This window comes from Acidithiobacillus sp. (assembly GCF_023229925.1).
In the GTDB taxonomy this organism is placed as follows: domain Bacteria; phylum Pseudomonadota; class Gammaproteobacteria; order Acidithiobacillales; family Acidithiobacillaceae; genus Acidithiobacillus.
This window is the reverse complement of sequence record NZ_JALNYM010000001.1, coordinates 1,239,286-1,256,763: the sequence shown is the minus strand read 5'-3', so window position 1 is coordinate 1,256,763 and position 17,478 is coordinate 1,239,286. Positions and strand designations below refer to the sequence as shown.

Annotated in this window: 18 protein-coding genes and 1 tRNA gene; 18 read left to right on the top strand and 1 reads right to left on the bottom strand. The window is 60.7% G+C overall.

The genetic code is table 11. From position 1 onward, the window contains the following. Positions 1–25 precede the first annotated feature (25 nt). The 18 genes from M0P56_RS06340 (at position 26) to xerD (ending at position 15,812) form a co-directional block, all read left to right on the top strand. Positions 26–502: a hydrogenase maturation protease gene (locus tag M0P56_RS06340; protein WP_291509190.1), complete on the top strand. Its 477-nt coding sequence runs from the start codon at positions 26–28 to the stop codon at positions 500–502. Further along, complete coding sequence (locus tag M0P56_RS06335; protein ID WP_291509189.1) at positions 489–905, top strand: hydrogenase expression/formation protein; 417 nt, start codon at positions 489–491, stop codon at positions 903–905. The genes M0P56_RS06340 and M0P56_RS06335 overlap by 14 nt, the downstream gene beginning before the upstream one ends. Further along, positions 905–2,008: a hydrogenase small subunit gene (locus M0P56_RS06330; protein WP_291509188.1), complete on the top strand. Its 1,104-nt coding sequence runs from the start codon at positions 905–907 to the stop codon at positions 2,006–2,008. The genes M0P56_RS06335 and M0P56_RS06330 overlap by 1 nt, the downstream gene beginning before the upstream one ends. Further along, positions 1,998–2,663: a nitrate reductase gene (locus tag M0P56_RS06325; protein WP_291509187.1), complete on the top strand. Its 666-nt coding sequence runs from the start codon at positions 1,998–2,000 to the stop codon at positions 2,661–2,663. The genes M0P56_RS06330 and M0P56_RS06325 overlap by 11 nt, the downstream gene beginning before the upstream one ends. After that, the gene (locus tag M0P56_RS06320; RefSeq protein ID WP_291509186.1) at positions 2,660–4,021 is read left to right on the top strand and encodes a (Fe-S)-binding protein; all 1,362 of its coding nucleotides are present in this window, start codon (positions 2,660–2,662) and stop codon (positions 4,019–4,021) included. The genes M0P56_RS06325 and M0P56_RS06320 overlap by 4 nt, the downstream gene beginning before the upstream one ends. A 3-nt stretch (positions 4,022–4,024) precedes the next feature. Further along, the gene (locus M0P56_RS06315; protein ID WP_291509185.1) at positions 4,025–5,782 is read left to right on the top strand and encodes a nickel-dependent hydrogenase large subunit; all 1,758 of its coding nucleotides are present in this window, start codon (positions 4,025–4,027) and stop codon (positions 5,780–5,782) included. 141 nt (positions 5,783–5,923) lie between these two features. Further along, a tRNA-Lys gene (locus tag M0P56_RS06310) sits at positions 5,924–5,999 on the top strand. Between the two features lie 332 nt (positions 6,000–6,331). Beyond that, positions 6,332–6,613 (top strand): DUF1778 domain-containing protein, encoded by a 282-nt coding sequence (locus tag M0P56_RS06305; RefSeq protein ID WP_291509184.1) that lies wholly within the window; start codon positions 6,332–6,334, stop codon positions 6,611–6,613. Next, entirely contained in the window at positions 6,610–7,143 is a 534-nt protein-coding gene (locus M0P56_RS06300) for a GNAT family N-acetyltransferase (RefSeq protein WP_291509183.1), read from the top strand. The genes M0P56_RS06305 and M0P56_RS06300 overlap by 4 nt, the downstream gene beginning before the upstream one ends. Positions 7,144–7,180: 37 nt before the next feature. Next, positions 7,181–7,954, top strand: a complete 774-nt coding sequence (locus M0P56_RS06295) for a hypothetical protein (protein ID WP_291509182.1) — start codon at positions 7,181–7,183, stop codon at positions 7,952–7,954. A 137-nt stretch (positions 7,955–8,091) separates the two neighbouring features. Then, entirely contained in the window at positions 8,092–9,981 is a 1,890-nt protein-coding gene (gene htpG, locus M0P56_RS06290; RefSeq protein WP_291509181.1) for a molecular chaperone HtpG, read from the top strand. 300 nt (positions 9,982–10,281) lie between these two features. After that, the gene (ffh, locus tag M0P56_RS06285; protein ID WP_291509180.1) at positions 10,282–11,658 is read left to right on the top strand and encodes a signal recognition particle protein; all 1,377 of its coding nucleotides are present in this window, start codon (positions 10,282–10,284) and stop codon (positions 11,656–11,658) included. Between the two features lie 70 nt (positions 11,659–11,728). Continuing rightward, positions 11,729–11,989, top strand: a complete 261-nt coding sequence (rpsP, locus tag M0P56_RS06280; protein ID WP_291509179.1) for a 30S ribosomal protein S16 — start codon at positions 11,729–11,731, stop codon at positions 11,987–11,989. Further along, positions 11,973–12,488, top strand: coding sequence for a ribosome maturation factor RimM (gene rimM / locus M0P56_RS06275; RefSeq protein WP_291509178.1), 516 nt, complete (start codon positions 11,973–11,975; stop codon positions 12,486–12,488). The genes rpsP and rimM overlap by 17 nt, the downstream gene beginning before the upstream one ends. After that, positions 12,488–13,231: a tRNA (guanosine(37)-N1)-methyltransferase TrmD gene (trmD, locus tag M0P56_RS06270; protein ID WP_291509255.1), complete on the top strand. Its 744-nt coding sequence runs from the start codon at positions 12,488–12,490 to the stop codon at positions 13,229–13,231. Before rimM ends, trmD begins: the two co-directional genes overlap by 1 nt. Before the next feature lie 21 nt (positions 13,232–13,252). Next, complete coding sequence (rplS, locus tag M0P56_RS06265; RefSeq protein WP_291509177.1) at positions 13,253–13,597, top strand: 50S ribosomal protein L19; 345 nt, start codon at positions 13,253–13,255, stop codon at positions 13,595–13,597. Between the two features lie 24 nt (positions 13,598–13,621). Next, positions 13,622–14,854, top strand: coding sequence for a hypothetical protein (locus M0P56_RS06260; protein WP_291509176.1), 1,233 nt, complete (start codon positions 13,622–13,624; stop codon positions 14,852–14,854). A gap of 46 nt (positions 14,855–14,900) precedes the next feature. Further along, positions 14,901–15,812 carry a site-specific tyrosine recombinase XerD gene (gene xerD, locus M0P56_RS06255; RefSeq protein WP_291509175.1) on the top strand — a complete coding sequence of 304 codons (912 nt, stop codon included), beginning with the start codon at positions 14,901–14,903 and terminating at the stop codon, positions 15,810–15,812. A gap of 22 nt (positions 15,813–15,834) precedes the next feature. Here the strand turns inward: xerD and M0P56_RS06250 are convergent, their stop codons facing one another. Then, positions 15,835–17,352, bottom strand: a complete 1,518-nt coding sequence (locus tag M0P56_RS06250) for a Do family serine endopeptidase (protein WP_291509174.1) — start codon at positions 17,350–17,352, stop codon at positions 15,835–15,837. Positions 17,353–17,478: the final 126 nt, after the last annotated feature.

The window sequence follows — 17,478 nt, the reverse complement described above, 5'->3', positions numbered from 1 at the left end:
TGCTCCGATCCCCCACGAGGGCACGATGGGAAGCATACTGGTACTGGGGCTGGGTAATATCCTGCAAGGGGACGATGGAGTGGGCGTGCACGTCGTCCGCTGGCTCACCGGGCAGGCACCCATGACCGGCGTCACGATCCTGGATGGGGGCACGATCGGCGCGTCGCTGCTGGTTGAACTGGAGGGGGTGGATGCTTTGCTAGTGGCGGATGCCGTGGAATCGGGGCGGGAAGCTGGGCAGGTGACCCTCTTCCAGGGGGCTGAGATGGACCGTCTCCTGGCCCGTCCGAGAGCCGGCAGCGTGCACGAGGCCAGTCTAGCCGAACTGCTGGACATGGCGCGCCTGCTCGGTTGTCTTCCGCCCCGGCGGGCATTGCTCGGCATTCAGCCCCGGACCATCGCCTGGGGCGACACCCTGAGTTTGCCGTTGGCCCGATCCCTGCCCGAAGCCGGGCGTCGCGCCCGCTCGCTCCTGGAGGAATGGCAACGTGAAGACGCTTGATGCCATTCCTATCCGTCCCGCACCTAGCCCCGCCGCCAACGCGCCAGCCTTGCTGCAGGAGATTGTCGCCGCCCTGGATGCCTTGCTCCTCTCGGGGCGGCGGCACTGCATCGATCTTGGCTCCTTGCCCCTTTCCCCCGCCGACCGGGATATGCTCCGGGAGATACTGGGGACGGGAGAGGTTCACATGGAACTGGCAACCCTGGGAACCTCCCGCATCGATGAGACCGGGGTGCCAGGTGTGTGGTGGGTGCGCCATTCCAGCGAGGACGGAATCCTGCTGACGGAGTCGCTGGAAGTATGCCATGTGCCGGAGATCGTTCCAGCCGATACCACGGACATCGCGGTCGGGCTGCAGCGGCTGCGGCAACGCATCGCCGTTGGTGAACCAGGAGGGCACTGATGGAAGATACCATCCTCGACGCATTCCGGAAAAACGGCCTGAGCCGTCGCGCCTTCCTGAAATTCTGCGCCGCCACCGCCTCCCTGCTGGCCCTGCCTCCTGCCGCTGCTGCGGCGATGGCGGAAAAGCTGGCGAGCGCCCCTCGGCCCACGGTGATCTACCTCTCTTATCAGGAATGCACCGGCTGCCTGGAGTCCATGACCCGCTCCTTCTCGCCTACCATCGAACACCTCCTGTTCAACAACATTTCCCTGGCCTTCAACGATACGCTTCAGGCCGCTGCCGGTGAGGCCGCCGAGGCGGCCCGGAAGGAGGCCATGCGCAAGGCCTGGGGCAAGTACATCCTCATCGTGGACGGGGCCGTGCCCATGGGAGCAGGCGGCGCCTACTGTGTGGCCGCGGGCCAAAGCGCTGTCGATGACCTGCGCCATGCCGCCCAGGGGGCTGCGGCCATCATCGCGGTGGGGACCTGCGCCGCTTTCGGCGGCGTTCCCTATGCGGCACCCAACCCCACCGGCGCGGTGCCGGTCTCGGAGGTCGTCCGCGACCGCCCCATCATCAACGTCTCGGGTTGTCCGCCCATCCCCGAGGTGATGACCGGGGTGGTCGTCTACTACCTGAGTTTCGGGATGCCCGCCCTCGACCGCCAGGGGCGACCGCTGACGTTTTACGGCAATACCATCCACGACCGTTGCTACCGCCGGCCTTTCTACGACGAGGGCCGCTTCGCCCACACCTTCGACGACGAGGGCGCGCGCAACGGCTGGTGTCTCTATGAGTTGGGTTGCAAGGGACCGGTGACCTACAACGCCTGCGCCACCCTGAAATGGAACCAGGGGACCAGCTTTCCCATCCAATCCGGTCATGGTTGCCTGGGCTGCTCCGAGCCGGACTTTTGGGACAAAGGCGGATTTTACCGGCCCCTGCCTGCAGCTACCGGCCACTGGCCGCGCGGGGAGGTTTTGGGCGGTGCGGCGCTGGGGGGAGCAGTGGTCGGGGTGGGAGCGGCAGCGCTCGCCCGCTCCCGTCAGCAAGCGTCCGCTGCAAAAGGCGCCAAAGAGGTAAACAGCCTGCCCCCCAAGGAGGATTCCCATGAGCACTGAGACAGACCTGCTGGATTTCGCTCGCGGCCCCGCCCTGGAGGCCGCGCTGATCATCCTGGTTTTCGGCATGTTTTGGCGGCTCGTGGGGGTGTTGGTTCTGCGCCGACCCCGTGATCTTTCGGAGCCGCGGGTGCGCCACGCCTGGCTGGAGGGCATCAGGACCATCTTTACCCGCATGTGGCCGCGCCGGGAGTTCCGGCCCCGCATCCTCCACTGGGAGGCAGTGAGCTATGTCTTTCACTTCAGCCTGGCGTTGGTGATTCTGGGTTTGGTGCCCCACATCCTTCTCATCCGCGACATCACGGGCTTGTCCTGGCCGGGCTTGCCAACAGGGGTGATCACCTTTGCCACCGGCGTCGCCCTGATCAGCCTCCTCGCCCTCCTCGCTCATCGTGCCACCCATCCGGTGCTGCGGCGGATCTCCAATTTCGATGACTACTTCAGTTGGCTGCTGGTCTTTACGCCACTGCTCACGGGGCTTATGGCCTATTACCATCTGGGTGGCCGTTATGAGGACTTGCTCGCTGTGCACATGCTGAGCGCGGAACTCCTGCTGGCGTGGCTGCCCTTCAGCAAGCTCGCCCATACCGTGCTCTTCCTGTTCTCCCGTAGTGTCACCGGGACGATCTACAGCCGTCGGGGGGCACAGACATGACCAGCATAGATACGCAGTTCCCTCTGGAATTGAACCAGTCTCGTCTGAGCATCCAGAAACCCGAGCCACGCTACGACAAGCAGGGCGAGATGGCCGACACCGAGCGGCTCGATCGGGCCATGCGTGGCTTCGTCAAGGAGTTCGGCGCCACCGCTGCCCTTTACATGGAGTCCTGCGTGCATTGTGGCCAGTGCGCCGAGGTATGTCAGTACTATGTGCAAACCGGCGACCCCAGGTACACCCCTATCTGGAAGCTGGAACCCTTCAAGCAGGCCTACAAGCGCGAAGCCGGGCCGTTTTCGTTTTTTTTCCGTCTGTTCAACCTCAAGCGCCGCGTCACCGTGCAGGCACTGGAAGAATGGCAGGAGCTGATCTACGACAGTTGCACCCAATGTGGGCGCTGCACCATGGTTTGCCCCATGGGCATCGACATCGCCAGCCTCGTGGGTTTAGCCCGGCACGGCATGGCCGCCGCCGGGCTGGTGCCCCATGAACTCTGGGCGACGGTGGAGCGCGCGAAACGGGAAGGCAGCCCCCTTGGTACCACCCCGGCGGTCCTCAAGGACCGCATCGCCTGGCTGGAGGATGAGCACAATGTCGAGATTCCCCTAGATCGGGAACGGGCGGACGTCCTCATGACCATCTCCTCCATTGAGGTCATGAAATATCCCCAGTCCATCGTCGCCTTGGCCAAGATCATGAAGCGGATGGGCGCGTCCTGGACTTTTCGCAGCGATGGTTACGAGGCTACCAATTTCAGCATGTTCGCTGGCGACCAGCAGGGTCAGCGGGAGGCGAGCCTCAAGCTCATCGAGGCCGCTATCGCGGTGGGTGCCCGCATGCTCATCCTACCGGAATGCGGCCATGCCTATCAGGCCCTGCGTTGGCAGGGCGCCAATTTCTATGGCAAGCCTCTGCCCTTCCAGGTGCTGCAGATCGCCGAGTATCTGGCGGAAGGGATCCGCCAGGGCAAGCTGCAACTGCAACCCGTGCGGAACTCGGCGACCTTCCATGATCCCTGCCAGATCGTGCGCCGCGGCGGCGTCACCGAGGCGCCGCGGGAAGTGCTGCGCGCCTTGGGGGTGGAACTGCGGGAGATGGACGCGCACGGCGCCTACAACTGGTGCTGCGGGGGCGGGGGCGGGGTGGTGACCATCCACCGGGCCGATCCCCTGCGCTACAAAACCTACCAGATCAAGATGCAGCAGGTGGAGGACACAGGGGCGGAGATGCTGGTATCGACCTGTTCCAACTGCCGTCAGACCTTCGACGACGGCCAAGCCCATTTCCATGGGGACAAGACGGCCCAGAGTCTGCTGGAGCTGGTGGCCGACCATCTCGTTACGGAGCAGGAGTGATTCATGGTCAAGCAAACCGTCGTTGTCGATCCCGTTACCCGCATCGAGGGACACCTGCGCATCGAAGCCGAGGTCAAGGATGGTGTCATCACCGGCGCTTCCAGTTCCGGGACCATGGTGCGCGGCCTGGAAATTATCCTCCAGGGCCGCGATCCCCGCGACGCCTGGGCCTTCGCCCAGCGCATCTGTGGGGTCTGCACCCTGGTGCACGGCATCGCCTCGGTGCGGGCGGTGGAGGACGCGCTCCATTACCCCATCCCGCAAAACGCCCAGTTGATCCGTAATCTCATGATCGCCGCCCAGTTCGTCCACGATCATGTGATGCATTTCTATCAACTGCACGCCCTGGACTGGGTGGACGTGCTCTCGGCCCTCCAGGCGGATCCCGCCAAAACGGCCGCGCTGGCCCAATCCCTGAGCGATTACCCGCGCTCCTCACCGGGCTACTTCGCCGAAGTGAAAGACAAGTTCACCCGTTTAGCGGCCTCCGGACAACTTGGCCTCTTCGCCAACGGCTATTGGGGCAACCCCGCCTACAAGCTGCCGCCCGAGGCCAACCTCATGGCGCTGGCCCATTACCTGGACGCCCTGACCTGGCAGCGGGAGGTAGCCAAGCTCCATGCCGTCTTCGGCGGCAAGAACCCCCATCCCAACTTTGTGGTGGGTGGCGTCCCCACGGCCATCAGCGTATCACCCGCAGCACTGCACGATGGCGCGGCGGTGGGGGTCGGAGCTACCGCCGTCAATATGACGGGCCTGGAGATCGTGCAGCATGTCATCCGCGAGATCCATCGTTTCGTGGATCAGGTCTACCTGCCCGACACCCTCGCCATCGCCGGTTTTTACAAGGACTGGTTCGGCAAGGGCGAAGGGGTGGGCAACTTCCTGACCTACGGCGAGTTCCCCTCCCACGGCATCAACGACTTGGACAGTCTCATGATCCCCCGTGGCATCATTCTCAACCGGGACCTCTCCACCCTCCACCCCCTGGAGTTGCGCGCCCCCGATCAGATCCAGGAGTTTGTGGCTCATTCCTGGTATTCCTACACCGTGGGCAAGGACCAGGGGCTCCATCCATTTGCAGGACAAACCCACCTGGACTACACCGGACCCCAACCGCCCTACGCGCATCTGGACAGCGCGGCCAGCTATTCCTGGATCAAGTCGCCGCGTTGGAAGGGTAAGGCGATGGAGGTGGGGCCTCTGGCCCGGATGCTGGTCCTTTATGCCAGCGGCAACCAGGAGGCCCGCACCCTGATTGACAGCAGCCTGCGCAAGCTGGACCTGCCCGTCGAGGCCCTCTTTTCCACCATGGGGCGGACCGCCGCCCGTACCCTGGAAAGTAAGATCATCGCTGACGCCATGCAGGGCTGGTACGATCAGCTTATGGCCAATATCCGTGCCGACAAACTTGAAACCTTCAACCCGGCCCTCTGGGAGCCCGCCACCTGGCCCACCGAGGCGCGCGGCGTGGGTTTTACGGAGGCGCCCCGCGGTGCCCTAGCCCATTGGTTGGTCCTCAAGGAGGGTCTCATCGACAACTACCAGGCGGTGGTGCCCAGCACCTGGAACGCTGGCCCGCGAGACGCTGCCGGACAGGACGGCCCGTACGAGGCGGCACTCAAAGGCACCGAACTCCCCGAGCCCACCCAGCCTCTGGAAATCCTCCGCACCATCCACAGCTTCGATCCTTGCATTGCCTGCGCCGTCCATCTGGTGGACCCGGCAGGGGAGGAGCTGTTGCAGGTCAAGGTATGCTGAAGATCAGGCTGAACGGAAATATCCAATGCCCGCCATTCTTCGGGTGGTGGTGCCGACGCTGCAGCGATTGTGCCTTGACCCGTCCCCGTCTGCACCCGATAATACGCAGCCCTGACGGTTGTCTCGCCAGGGCCTTCCTTGGGGGATGTAGCTCAGTCGGTAGAGCAGCGGCCTTTTAAGCCGTGGGTCGCGGGTTCGAATCCCGCCGTCCCCACCAAATAAAACAGTGTGTTAGGCAATACTCCAGACTATCATAAGCCCCTTGTGGGGCACTCATGGGACACCAAGCCGCAACCCGTGGGCACTCACCGGCACCCAAACCGCACCCCTTAGCCTTCCCTTTGGCCTCACCGTGACAACCGCCTGACCTGTGGATAAGCGCCCCATTTTGTCCCGAACCGCCCCCTGAGTGCCCTATGCCTTACTTTATGTCGGAAAGAGTGATTATTATTCATTGTGTTATGTTTCTTATTCTTTGGCCCGGCAATCCCCAGTGGCCATTGCTCTGTACGGCAATTTGCCGTATGACTGCATCGGGAGGACAACACCGTGCCCGCTGCCATCTCGACCGCCCGTCTCGAAACCCGGATCAGCACGGATCGGCATGCGATGCTCAAACGCGCGGCTGAACTTCAGGGACGCACGATGACCGATTTCGTTGTGGGCGCCATCCAGGACGCCGCGCAGCACGCTATTGAACATGCCGAAGTGATCAGGCTTTCGCTGGCCAATCAGGCGTGTTTTGCACAGGCGCTGCTATCGCCACCGAAGCCGCCCCCAGCCTTGGAACGTGCTTTCGCCCGTCGCAGCAAGCTCTTGCGCACTGAGTGAGTCAGTTCCAGCTTGCGCCGCTCGATGCCAGGCATGATTGCGCTGCGTTCAACAGCAATTCGGAATCGTTGAACCGCTACTTGCGCGAGCAAGTCACCCAAGACGTTCGCCGCCGCATGGTCGCCTGTTTCGTGGCCTTGGCGGATGGAAAGCGCATCGCGGGCTACTACACCTTGGCGTCAGCAAGCCTGCTGCTGGCCGATCTTCCAGCCAGCACCGGCAAGAAGCTACCGCGCCATCCGACCGTTCGTATGGGCCGCTTGGCCGTCGATCGGACATTCAAAGGGCAGGGCCTCGGCGGGGCGCTGCTGGCCGATGCGCTCGTCTGGAACGTACTATGGAGCAAAAACGGGCTATATTACCGCTCTCAAGATTTTCTACATCAATGTCCGATGAGGAATAACCGTGCCACGTCGACCTATCCGAACACTCACTTCCCACTGGTCCATCGCCGATCATATCCCGGCCCCAACGAATTGTGCGATGGTGATGTGCCTCCAGGTGGCTATTCACCTTATCGGCAGCCATAGTGGCGTCGTAGGATAAGGCAGTTCTGGGATTCACACCATGCAACCACATCAACCTAAACCTCCCGCCAATGATCCACATGTCGCTACAGTGGCGGATGCGCGGCGTTACCAGTTCCGAAGTTTGATTATTGTGCTGCTGCTCTTCAGCGCCTACGGCACCGTCGTAGCGTTAGCGATGCCGGGCTGGATATTGGTGATCATGGTGTTGCTCTTGTTGCCCCGCTGGATGATCTATACCCACGAACTGTTTCATTTGCGCGGCCCCACACGAGTGGATTTCGCCACACGATTGATGCCTCTGCCATTTACGCCTTTTGCATTGGGGTATGACGAGTTCAGGCAAATCCATTTCGGGCACCACCGGCATCCAGCGACTCGTGCGGATCCTGATGCCTTTCATCTTTTGGGTGGACCATGGCGGGCCGCCTGGGGGGCTTTGACCGTGCCCGAGCAAGCGTTTTTCCGCTGGATAAGGCAGCCCCACGGAATTCGGACGCTTTCGCCAGACTTCTGGTGGCGGGTGGGCATTTTTGGCGCTTGCCTTTTGGTAGGTGGTTGGGCCTTTCTCTGGTTCTGGATCCCGCTGCGGCTGGTGTACGCATTAGGGGATTTTTCGTTTTTTTATCTGCCGCATGTGCGCAACGGTGTGCCTGGCACCTACTGCCTGAAACTTCCCCGGGCATTCCAGGTGCTGGCTGAGTTGCCCTATGGCCGAACCCTGGTGCGAGCGACGATGTTTCATGATCGTCACCATCTCTATCCCAGCATTCAGGCTCGTGCGCTTCCCTTTTGGGACCCTGAGCAGCGATGACTGTGTACTGAAGCCTTAGCGCCTGGTTTGGATGAGGCACCAGTGGCCTTGATTTTTTCTTTAGCAGACACCACTTCCAGCCTGCTTACATTCAACCGTTCGCTCTCTGCGCGAACCCCATCAATTCAGGAGAGACAATGACCGCCAGCAAGGAAACCATGCAATTTCAGACCGAGATCAATCAGCTATTGCAGTTGATGATCCATTCGCTTTACTCCAACAAAGAGATCTTTCTGCGCGAGTTGATCTCCAATGCCTCTGACGCCTGCGACAAGCTACGTTTCGAGGCATTAGCCGACCCCACCCTCTTAACAGGTGACAGCGAGCTTCAGGTCGAGGTGGACTTCGATCCCGAGGCTGGCACCATTACCGTGCGAGACAACGGTATTGGCATGAACCGCGACGAGGTGATTGCTCATATCGGCACTATCGCCAAGTCTGGAACGCGAGAGTTCTTTGAACGCCTCAGCGGTGATCAGACCAAAGACGCCAAGCTGATCGGCCAGTTCGGAGTAGGTTTTTATTCGGCATTCATTGTTGCGGATCGCGTTAGCCTGAACACGCGTCGCGCCGGCATGGAGGCAGAGCATGGTGTTCGCTGGGAGTCGGACGGTACCGGAACCTATACTCTGGAAACCCTGAGTCTGCCCGCGCGCGGTACCGAAATCGTCTTGCACTTGCGTGAGGAAGAACGCCAGGACCTGCTCAGCGCCTGGCGCTTACGCAGCATCATCAACAAGTATTCGGATCACATACCCCTGTCGATCCGTATGCGCAAAATGGGCGAAGATGGCAAGCCGGGTGACGAATGGGAAACGGTCAATAAGGCTTCCGCGCTCTGGCAACGATCCAAGTCCGAGATCAGCGACGACGAGTACAAGGAGTTTTATCGCTACGTCAGCCACGACTATGGCGACCCTCTGACCTGGAGCCACAACCATGTTGAAGGACGACTGGAGTACACATCCTTACTCTTCATTCCTGCCAAAGCCCCCTTTGATTTTTGGGATCACAACCATTCCCACGGTATCAAGCTCTATGTGCAGCGCGTCTTCATCATGGATGATGCCGAGCAGCTCCTTCCCCGCTACCTGCGCTTTGTGCGCGGTGTGATCGATTCCAGCGATTTGCCTCTTAACGTTTCCCGCGAGATTCTGCAGGGTAACCGAGTCATTGATCAGATGCGCTCCGGGTCGGTGAAACGAATACTGAGTCTCCTGGAGGAAATGGCCGGGAAAGAGCCCGAAAAATATCAGACGTTTTGGAATGAATTCGGACGGGTACTCAAGGAAGGACCGGGCGAGGATTACAGCAACCGCGAACAGATCGCCAAGCTGCTACGCTTCGCCAGCTCGCACACGGACACGGACACGCAAAATGTATCGCTGGCCGATTACCTCGCGCGTATGGCCGAGGGTCAAGACAAAATTTACTACATCACTGCGGACTCCTTCCTTGCCGCCAAAAACAGCCCACAGTTGGAGTTGCTGCGCAAAAAAGGCATCGAAGTATTGCTGCTCAGTGATCGCGTAGATGAATGGCTGACCAGCCATTTGCCCGAATTTGAGGGTAAGGCACTGGCATCCGTCGCCAAAGGTGCGCTTGACCTGGGCGCTATCGAGACCGAAGAAGAACGCAAATCGCAGGAAGAAACCGAAAAGGGTGCTGAAGGTTTGGTGGAACGCATCAAAAACGCCTTAGGCCAGCGGGTGGAGGCGGTGCGCGTCTCTCACCGCCTGACCAGCTCTCCGGCCTGTATCGTCCTAGGCGAGCGGGACATGGCCCTGTACATGCAACAATTGCTCAAGCAGGCCGGCCACGAAATCTCCAGCACCAAACCTGTCCTGGAGATCAACCCTACCCATCCCATGCTGGTACGCATAGAAGGCGAAAAAGATGATACGCGCTTCGCCGAATGGTCAGCACTGTTGCTGGATCAGGCGATTCTGGCTGAAGGGGGACAATTAGAAGATCCTGCCGGTTTCGTCGCTCGCATCAATCAGTTGATGCTTGCGTTGGCAGGTTGAGCCTGCTTAACCAAAAACAGGGAATCCCCCGGCTTTAGTGGTGGCGAAGGGTCGGATTCTGCCGTTTCCAGATGACGGAAGCGGGTGCTCGAAGCAATTTTCAAGTATCCGGCAGGTTTGATCCGGTGAGCCGTCACTGGCCGCCGGATGCCTGAGCGGCGGCAGATTTCGGAGAAACCAGTGCGGATGCAGCCTTATCAACGGCACCAGTTCAATCCTCTGCCGGTGCGGCGGGGGGATGTCACGCATTGCGCGACCGCTCCATACAGTCCAAAATCCACCCCTACACGAGGGGGACCCATGTTTGACAATCTGACCCAGAAACTGACCCAGACCTTCAAGAACTTGCGCGGCCAGGGACGGCTGAGCGAGGATAATATCCGCGACGCACTGCGCGATGTGCGGTTGGCGCTGCTGGAGGCCGACGTAGCTCTGCCGGTAGTCAAGGACTTCATCCATAACGTCCGCGAAGAGGCTATGGGCGAAGCGGTGGTCAAAAGCCTCACGCCGGGGCAAGTCTTCGTCAAGATCGTCAATGATGAGCTGGTAAAGTTGATGGGGGCGCACAATGATCGCCTCGATCTTAGTGCCCGTCCCCCGGCGGTGATCCTGCTCGCGGGCTTGCAAGGCTCGGGTAAGACCACCACCAGTGCCAAGCTCGCCCTGTGGCTCAAGGACAAAGAAAAGAAGCGCGTGCTGATGGTCAGTACCGACGTCTATCGTCCTGCCGCCATGGAGCAGCTGGTGCACCTCGGTAAAGATATCGCGGTGGATGTGTTTCCCACCAGCCCGGACCAGCAGCCGGTACGCATCGCCCAGGATGCGGTGGAAGCGGCCCAGCGCGGTGTCTATGACGTGCTTATCGTCGACACGGCGGGGCGCCTCCACGTGGACAGCGAGATGATGGCCGAGGCGCAAGCCCTGACCGCCGCGGTCAAACCGGTGGAGTTGCTTTTCGTGGTCGATGCCATGACCGGTCAGGATGCGGTGAATACCGCCAAGGCCTTTAATGATGCCCTGCCGCTGACCGGCGTGATTCTCACCAAGGCCGATGGTGATGCCCGCGGTGGCGCCGCGCTGTCGGTGCGAGCCATTACCGGCAAGCCCATCAAGTTTATTGGTATCGGTGAAAAAATCCGCAAGGGCTTGGAGCCTTTTTATCCGGATCGCATGGCTTCGCGCATTCTGGGCATGGGCGACATCGTCAGCTTGGTGGAGCAGGTCCAGCAGGACGTGGACGAAGATCAGGCCCGGAAGATGACCGACAAGCTGCGCAGCGGCAAGGGCTTCGATCTGGAAGACTTCCGTGAGCAGTTGCGCCAGCTTGAGCGTATGGGCGGTATGGCCAGTATCATGGACAAGCTGCCCGGCATGGGCGAGTTGCCCGCCGAAGCGCAAAGCGCCATGCAGGACGGCAAGTCGATGCGCCGTCTGGAGGCCATGATTAATTCCATGACGCCTGGCGAACGGCGGCATCCGGACATTATCAAAGCCTCGCGACGGCGGCGGATTGCGGCAGGTTCCGGGACGACTGTTACCGAGGTCAACCGCCTGCTTAAGCAGTTCGAAATGATGCAAAAGATGTTCAAAAAAATGGGTAAAGGGGGCCGGGGGCTCAGCCGTTTGTTGGGGATGAATCCCAAATCGATGTTGAAGGGCGGTTTACCCTTCCGTTAGAGCTTGTTTTTAGTTACGATACGCGCCTTTCTCCCGCACATTGGGAGAGGATCATGGTTAAGGAGAACACATGGTAGTCATTCGTATGGCCCGGGGCGGCGCCAAGAAGCGGCCTTTTTATCACATTGTGGTGACCGACAGCCGTAGCCGTCGGGATGGTCGTTTTATTGAGCGTCTGGGCTTTTACAACCCCATTGGGGCAGTAGCCGAGCTGCGGATCAACAAAGAACGCGCCGCTTACTGGTTGAGTCAGGGTGCCCAGCCGTCCGATACCGTCGCCGGCTTTTTGAAGAAAGAAGGCGTGAGCAAGACGGGTGTCGTCAGCGCCTGACGCCGGAGAGTGGGTGGTGCTGGGGCGTGTCTCCGGCATCTATGGGGTGCGCGGTATGGTGAAGGTTTTTTCTTTTACCGAAGATCGCGACGCTATCCTCGACTACTCGCCCTGGTATCTCGGCCCGGCCCGGTGCCCTTGGGTGCTGGAAGACGGGCGTATGCAGGGCGAGGGCGTGGTGGCCAAGCTGGCGCAGGTAGATGACCGTGAGCAGGCGCGTGCCCTTATCGGGCAGGAAATCGCCGTGCTCAGGGCTGAATTGCCTGAGCTGGGAGCCGGTGAGTTTTACTGGAGTACGCTGACCGGGTTGCGGGTGCTGAACCGGGAAGGCGTCGCTTTGGGCGACGTGTCTGCTTTCCTGGAGACCGGGGCGAATGACGTGATGGTGGTCGACGATGGCAAGGGCGGTGAGTTGCTCATTCCGTGGTCGGACGAAGCGTCTGCGGGTGTGGATCTGGCCGCTGGGCAGATTGTCGTGGATTGGCAAGCCGACTGGTGATGCGTTTCGATGTCATCACCATTTTTCCGGGGCTGATCCACGGTTATTTGCAGGAGGGCATTGTCGGGCGTGCGTTGACCCGCGGGCTGATTGAGGTGCAAACCTGGAACCCGCGGGATTTCAGTGACAGTACCTACCGGCGGGTGGATGACCGCCCTTTTGGCGGCGGGCCGGGCATGCTGATGATGGCGCCGCCTTTGCTGGCGGCTATCGCGGCAGCGCGGCAGGCTAATCCGGGGGCGCCGGTGATTTACTTGTCGCCCCAGGGGCGGCGCTTGCAGCAGCAGGCGGTGCAGGATTTCGCGGCGTTGCCGGGCCTGATTCTGCTGGCAGGCCGCTATGAAGGCATTGACGAGCGGGTGCTGGCAGCGGTGGATGCAGAATGGTCCATCGGTGACTATGTGCTGGCAGGTGGTGAATTGCCCGCGCTGGTGCTGATGGAGGCGGTGGCGCGGCAGTTGCCGGGTCTGCTGGGGCATGTGGATTCGGCGGCAGAAGACAGTTTTGCGGCGTCCGGCTTGCTGGATTGCCCGCATTACACCCGGCCCGAAGTGGTGGCGGGGGAGGGGGTTCCGGAGGTGCTGCTTTCCGGAGATCACGCACGCATCCGCCGCTGGCGTTTGCAGCAGTCGTTAGGACGCACCGCCGAGCGGCGCCCGGATTTGCTGGAGCAACGGGGGCTGCAGGCCGGTGAAAAGGCATTATTGGAAGAGTATCGCAGTCAGGGCGGCGAAACGCAGTAATACTAGGCTAAGGAGTTGGGCATGAACATCATTGACGAAATTAACCAAGAACAAATGAAGTCGGAGCTGCCGGCTTTTGGTGCGGGCGATACGGTTGCCGTTCACGTGAAAGTGAAGGAAGGCGACCGCGAGCGCATTCAGATTTTTGAAGGTATTTGCATTGCCCGCCGCAATCGTGGCGTGCACTCTGCTTTCACGGTCCGCAAAATCTCCAATGGTGAAGGGGTGGAGCGCGTTTTCCCCTCTTATTCGCCGCTGGTGACCAAGGTGGAGGTGAAGCGCCGTGGTGATGTGCGCCGCGCCAAACTCTACTACCTGCGTGATCTCTCCGGTAAAGCCGCGCGCATCAAAGAAAAGCTGGGCTGATGCAGCCTGACGCGGCACTCGGCCATGGCCGGGTTCGGGTTGGATGAGGGGATGCTGACGCCGGGTTCGAGGGATATTCTCGAATGCTGGCGTTCTGCTTCTCTATCTGAGCGGGAAGTTCTTTGGGCTGATTCCGCTCAGCGCTTGGTCTTGCGCGCTGCCTGGCAGCAACGTTTGTTGCCGTACTGGTGGGCTGCCGCCGCAGATGAGCAGGCCCTGCAGATGGTGGCGGATACCCTGGCGCTCCTCGCTGATGCGGAGTCTTTGCCCGCAGCGCTGTTGGCGACTGCCATACAGGTGCAGGAGGCATCGCTGGTGAAGCCAGCAGCCATGCCGCCCGCTGCGCTGAGGTCTGAGGCCGCCAACCCCATGCCTTTGGACATGGAGGCGGACATCTTCGCCAAGGGCATTGAAGAGGGTGATCTGGAGACGTTGGCGCCGCTGCTGTTTAGTATGGCGGAGGACGATAACGCCCGGCGGCTTGTCCTCAACCGTCTGGCCCAGCGTCTGGCCGATGATAACCACGCCCAGGGTCTGCGTACCATCCTTTACGGGCAGTGGCATGACGCTACTGCCGATCTCCCTGCTCGACCCTTTTCGTTGGGAGCGATGGCGCTTTTGCAGAGTCACTGGCAACTGCCTGCCGGGGTGGCTGTGGTGGTCCCGGAGGGGCGTGCCAGTCGCGATCCGGCAATAGACAAACCGCTGCTCCATGCCCTGCGGGATCGCGATCTGCCTGCCTTCATGGGGCGTATCCGTGCCCTCGGCGACCAGCCTTTGGACGCCATCCGTCAGCTTTTCCTGACCGTTACCCTGATGATCATTGAGGGCGGTGGCGGCAAGGATCCCTTGCCGCTGATTCGTCTCTATGTCTGGCTCGGCAGTTTACTGGCATTACCCCACCGGAGTTTGCGGCAGGCGCGGAAAGTGTTGTTCAGTGCGGCGGCTACCACTTTTGGCTTTGCCGGATGGAAGCGTCAAGAGGATTGGCCGGACTTCAGTACGCTGGCCGCTTATCGCGAGCGCGCAGCCCTGGAGCCAGTGCCTGCGCCATTCAGTTGGCAGGGGGCCTTGTATGCCGCGGCGTCCGGCTCTGGCCCGCAGTGGTGGTTACAGGTGGCCGAGTGTGGCGTGGCGCAGGGTGGACCGGCAGGCTTCTGGTCTCTGTGGCGCACTGCGCAGCGCGCCGGATCCTTGACGGGAGGACCGTTGGCATGGATTCATCCTCTGGTTGTTACACGCCTGTTTCTGGGCTGACCCGCTGGCACTTTGACGCGCTGTTTTTCCGCAGCCGGGCGATTCAATGACTGCAGCCGCTGCTGTATCTGCTGAGCGTCAGCAGATAGATGCCTTTCTCGACGCCCTGTGGCTGGAAAAAAACCTCGGTGAAAATACCCTGACGGCCTATCGTCAGGATCTGCTGCAGGTGGCGGTTGCTCTCGTGGCGCAAGGGCTGACCCTGACCACGGCCGATGAAGGTGCTCTGGCGCGTATCCTGGGGCAGAAGCTGCAGTCAGGAGCGGCTCTGCGTTCCGTGGCCCGCCTGCTCTCCAGCGTGCGCCGTTTCTACGGTCATGCGGAGCGGGAGGGCTGGGTGCCCCGTGATCCCAGCCGTAATCTGCAAAGTCCCCGCCTCGGCCGGGCGCTGCCCCATGTCCTCAGTGAAACCGAAACAGAGACCCTGCTCGCCGCCCCCGATTGCACTCGTCCTCTGGGACTGCGCGATGCGGCCATGCTGGAGTTGATGTACGCCTGCGGTTTGCGGGTGTCGGAGCTGGTGAATCTGGAGACGCGCCAGGTGGACCTCAGCGCCGGTCTGGTGGTGGTCTTTGGCAAGGGTCGCAAGGAACGTCTGGTGCCCATGGGGGAAATGGCCGTCGGACGCATGGCGCAGTATCTGCAAAGCGGTCGTCCGCAGATATTGGGCGAACGCATCAGTGCTGCCGTTTTCGTGACGGGACGTGGAGCCGCCATGACCCGGCAGCGTTTTTGGCAAAACATTGAGCATTACGCCCATGTTGCGGGGATCACCCAGACCGTCTCTCCCCACGGCCTGCGTCATGCCTTTGCCACCCATCTGCTGAATCACGGCGCGGACCTGCGCAGCGTGCAGTTGATGCTTGGCCACGCGAATCTGTCCACCACGGAGATTTATACCCATGTGGCGCAGGCGCGTTTGAAGGAACTACATCAGAAGCATCACCCACGTGGGTGATGCTCGTCGTATTGTCGCGACTCTACTTCTTAGGCAGCGTCACCACCACATAGATGCTGGCTTTGCCCTGCCGCACCAGCAACGGGATAGGCTGGTCAGCGGGCAGAGCGGCGACAATGTGTTCCAACTGGGTGGGACTGTTGACGTCCTGCTGATCAATCTGCTGGAGGATCATGCCCGGCATGATCCCGGCTTCCGCTGCCGCGCCTTCACTAACGCCGACCACCACGACACCATGATGCACGTCCAACTGCTTCTCAATGCTGGGGGTCAGCGACTGGACATGGATGCCCATGCGGGAAATTTTGCCTACCTTGGCCGCCGTGGAGGACCCCTGGCTGCCGGAAGGCCCTTCCATGTTTTTGGGTAGGGCGGTAATCAGGACCTCTTTGGTTTCCGCTTCTCCGCGGTGGAGGATGCCGACCTTGGCCTGCGTGCCCGGCAGGGTATTGCCAACCATAGGCGGTAACTGCCCGACATTGTACACCGGCTTGTTGTCATAGGTGACGATGACGTCACCGGGCTTGATGCCTGCCTTGGCGGCCGGGCTACCCGGCATGACGGAGGCGACGAGCGCACCCACCGGCTCCTTGAGGTGCAGTGCTTGCGCCATCGGCGGCGTGACATCCTGTACTTCGACTCCCAGATAGCCGAACTGGATCGCTTTGTGATCCTTGAAGTCCTGCACCACCCGCATCACGGTATTGATGGGGATCGAGAAGGACAGACCCATATAGCCGCCGCTGTTGGTGTAAATCTGGTCGTTGATGCCAATCACCTGACCCTTCATGTTGAAGAGCGGTCCGCCGGAGTTGCCGGGATTGATGGGCACATCACTTTGGATGAAGGGGATGTATTCGTCATCGGGCAGCGGACGGTTCATGGCGCTGACCACGCCCTGCGTCACGGTGTTATAGAAGCCGAAAGGCGCGCCGACGGCGAGCAGCCATTGGCCAACCTTCAGATCGTCGGAGTTGCCAAGGGGCACGGTAGGCAAGTCCTTGGCGTCGATTTTGAGCAGTGCCGTATCGTAACGTACCGAGAGGCCGATCAGCTTGGCCGGATAGGCATGGTGCGTGGTGAGGGTAACGACGATATGGTTGGCGCCGCGAACGACATGACCGGCAGTGACGATATAGCCGTCGGGGCTGATGATGAAGCCGGACCCAAGAGATTGGATTTTTTCATGTTGTTGGGGGGCTGAGCCGTTTTGTCCGGGAGCCATGAAGTGATGAAAAAACTGATAAAAAGGCGAGTTTGGCGGAAAAGGGTTGGTCTGCTGGTGAATGACCTTATTCGTGGTGCTGCTGATATTCACTACTGCCGGGCCGTAACGATCGATAATTGGGGTGAAATCCGGCAGCGCGACCAAGGCCTGCTGGGGGGCCGTATTGGTGGCGATGGACAAGGCGGGCGAAGTCGGCGTATCGGCCTGTGCCCACTCTGTCGCACCCAGTGAAAAACCAAAACATGCCGCTACGACGGCAGTGACTACCAGTTTGGGGTGCTTCAACATCGAATTCGGGCGATTATTCGCCATTGGACTCTCCTTCTGGATTTTGTCTTGCAGCTCGGTACATCCTGGGTTGGACGTTGGGAAAGGGCCGGGAGTTCCGACCGACCATTACAACATAACACATAAATCTCAATGAGAGACGGCGGCGGA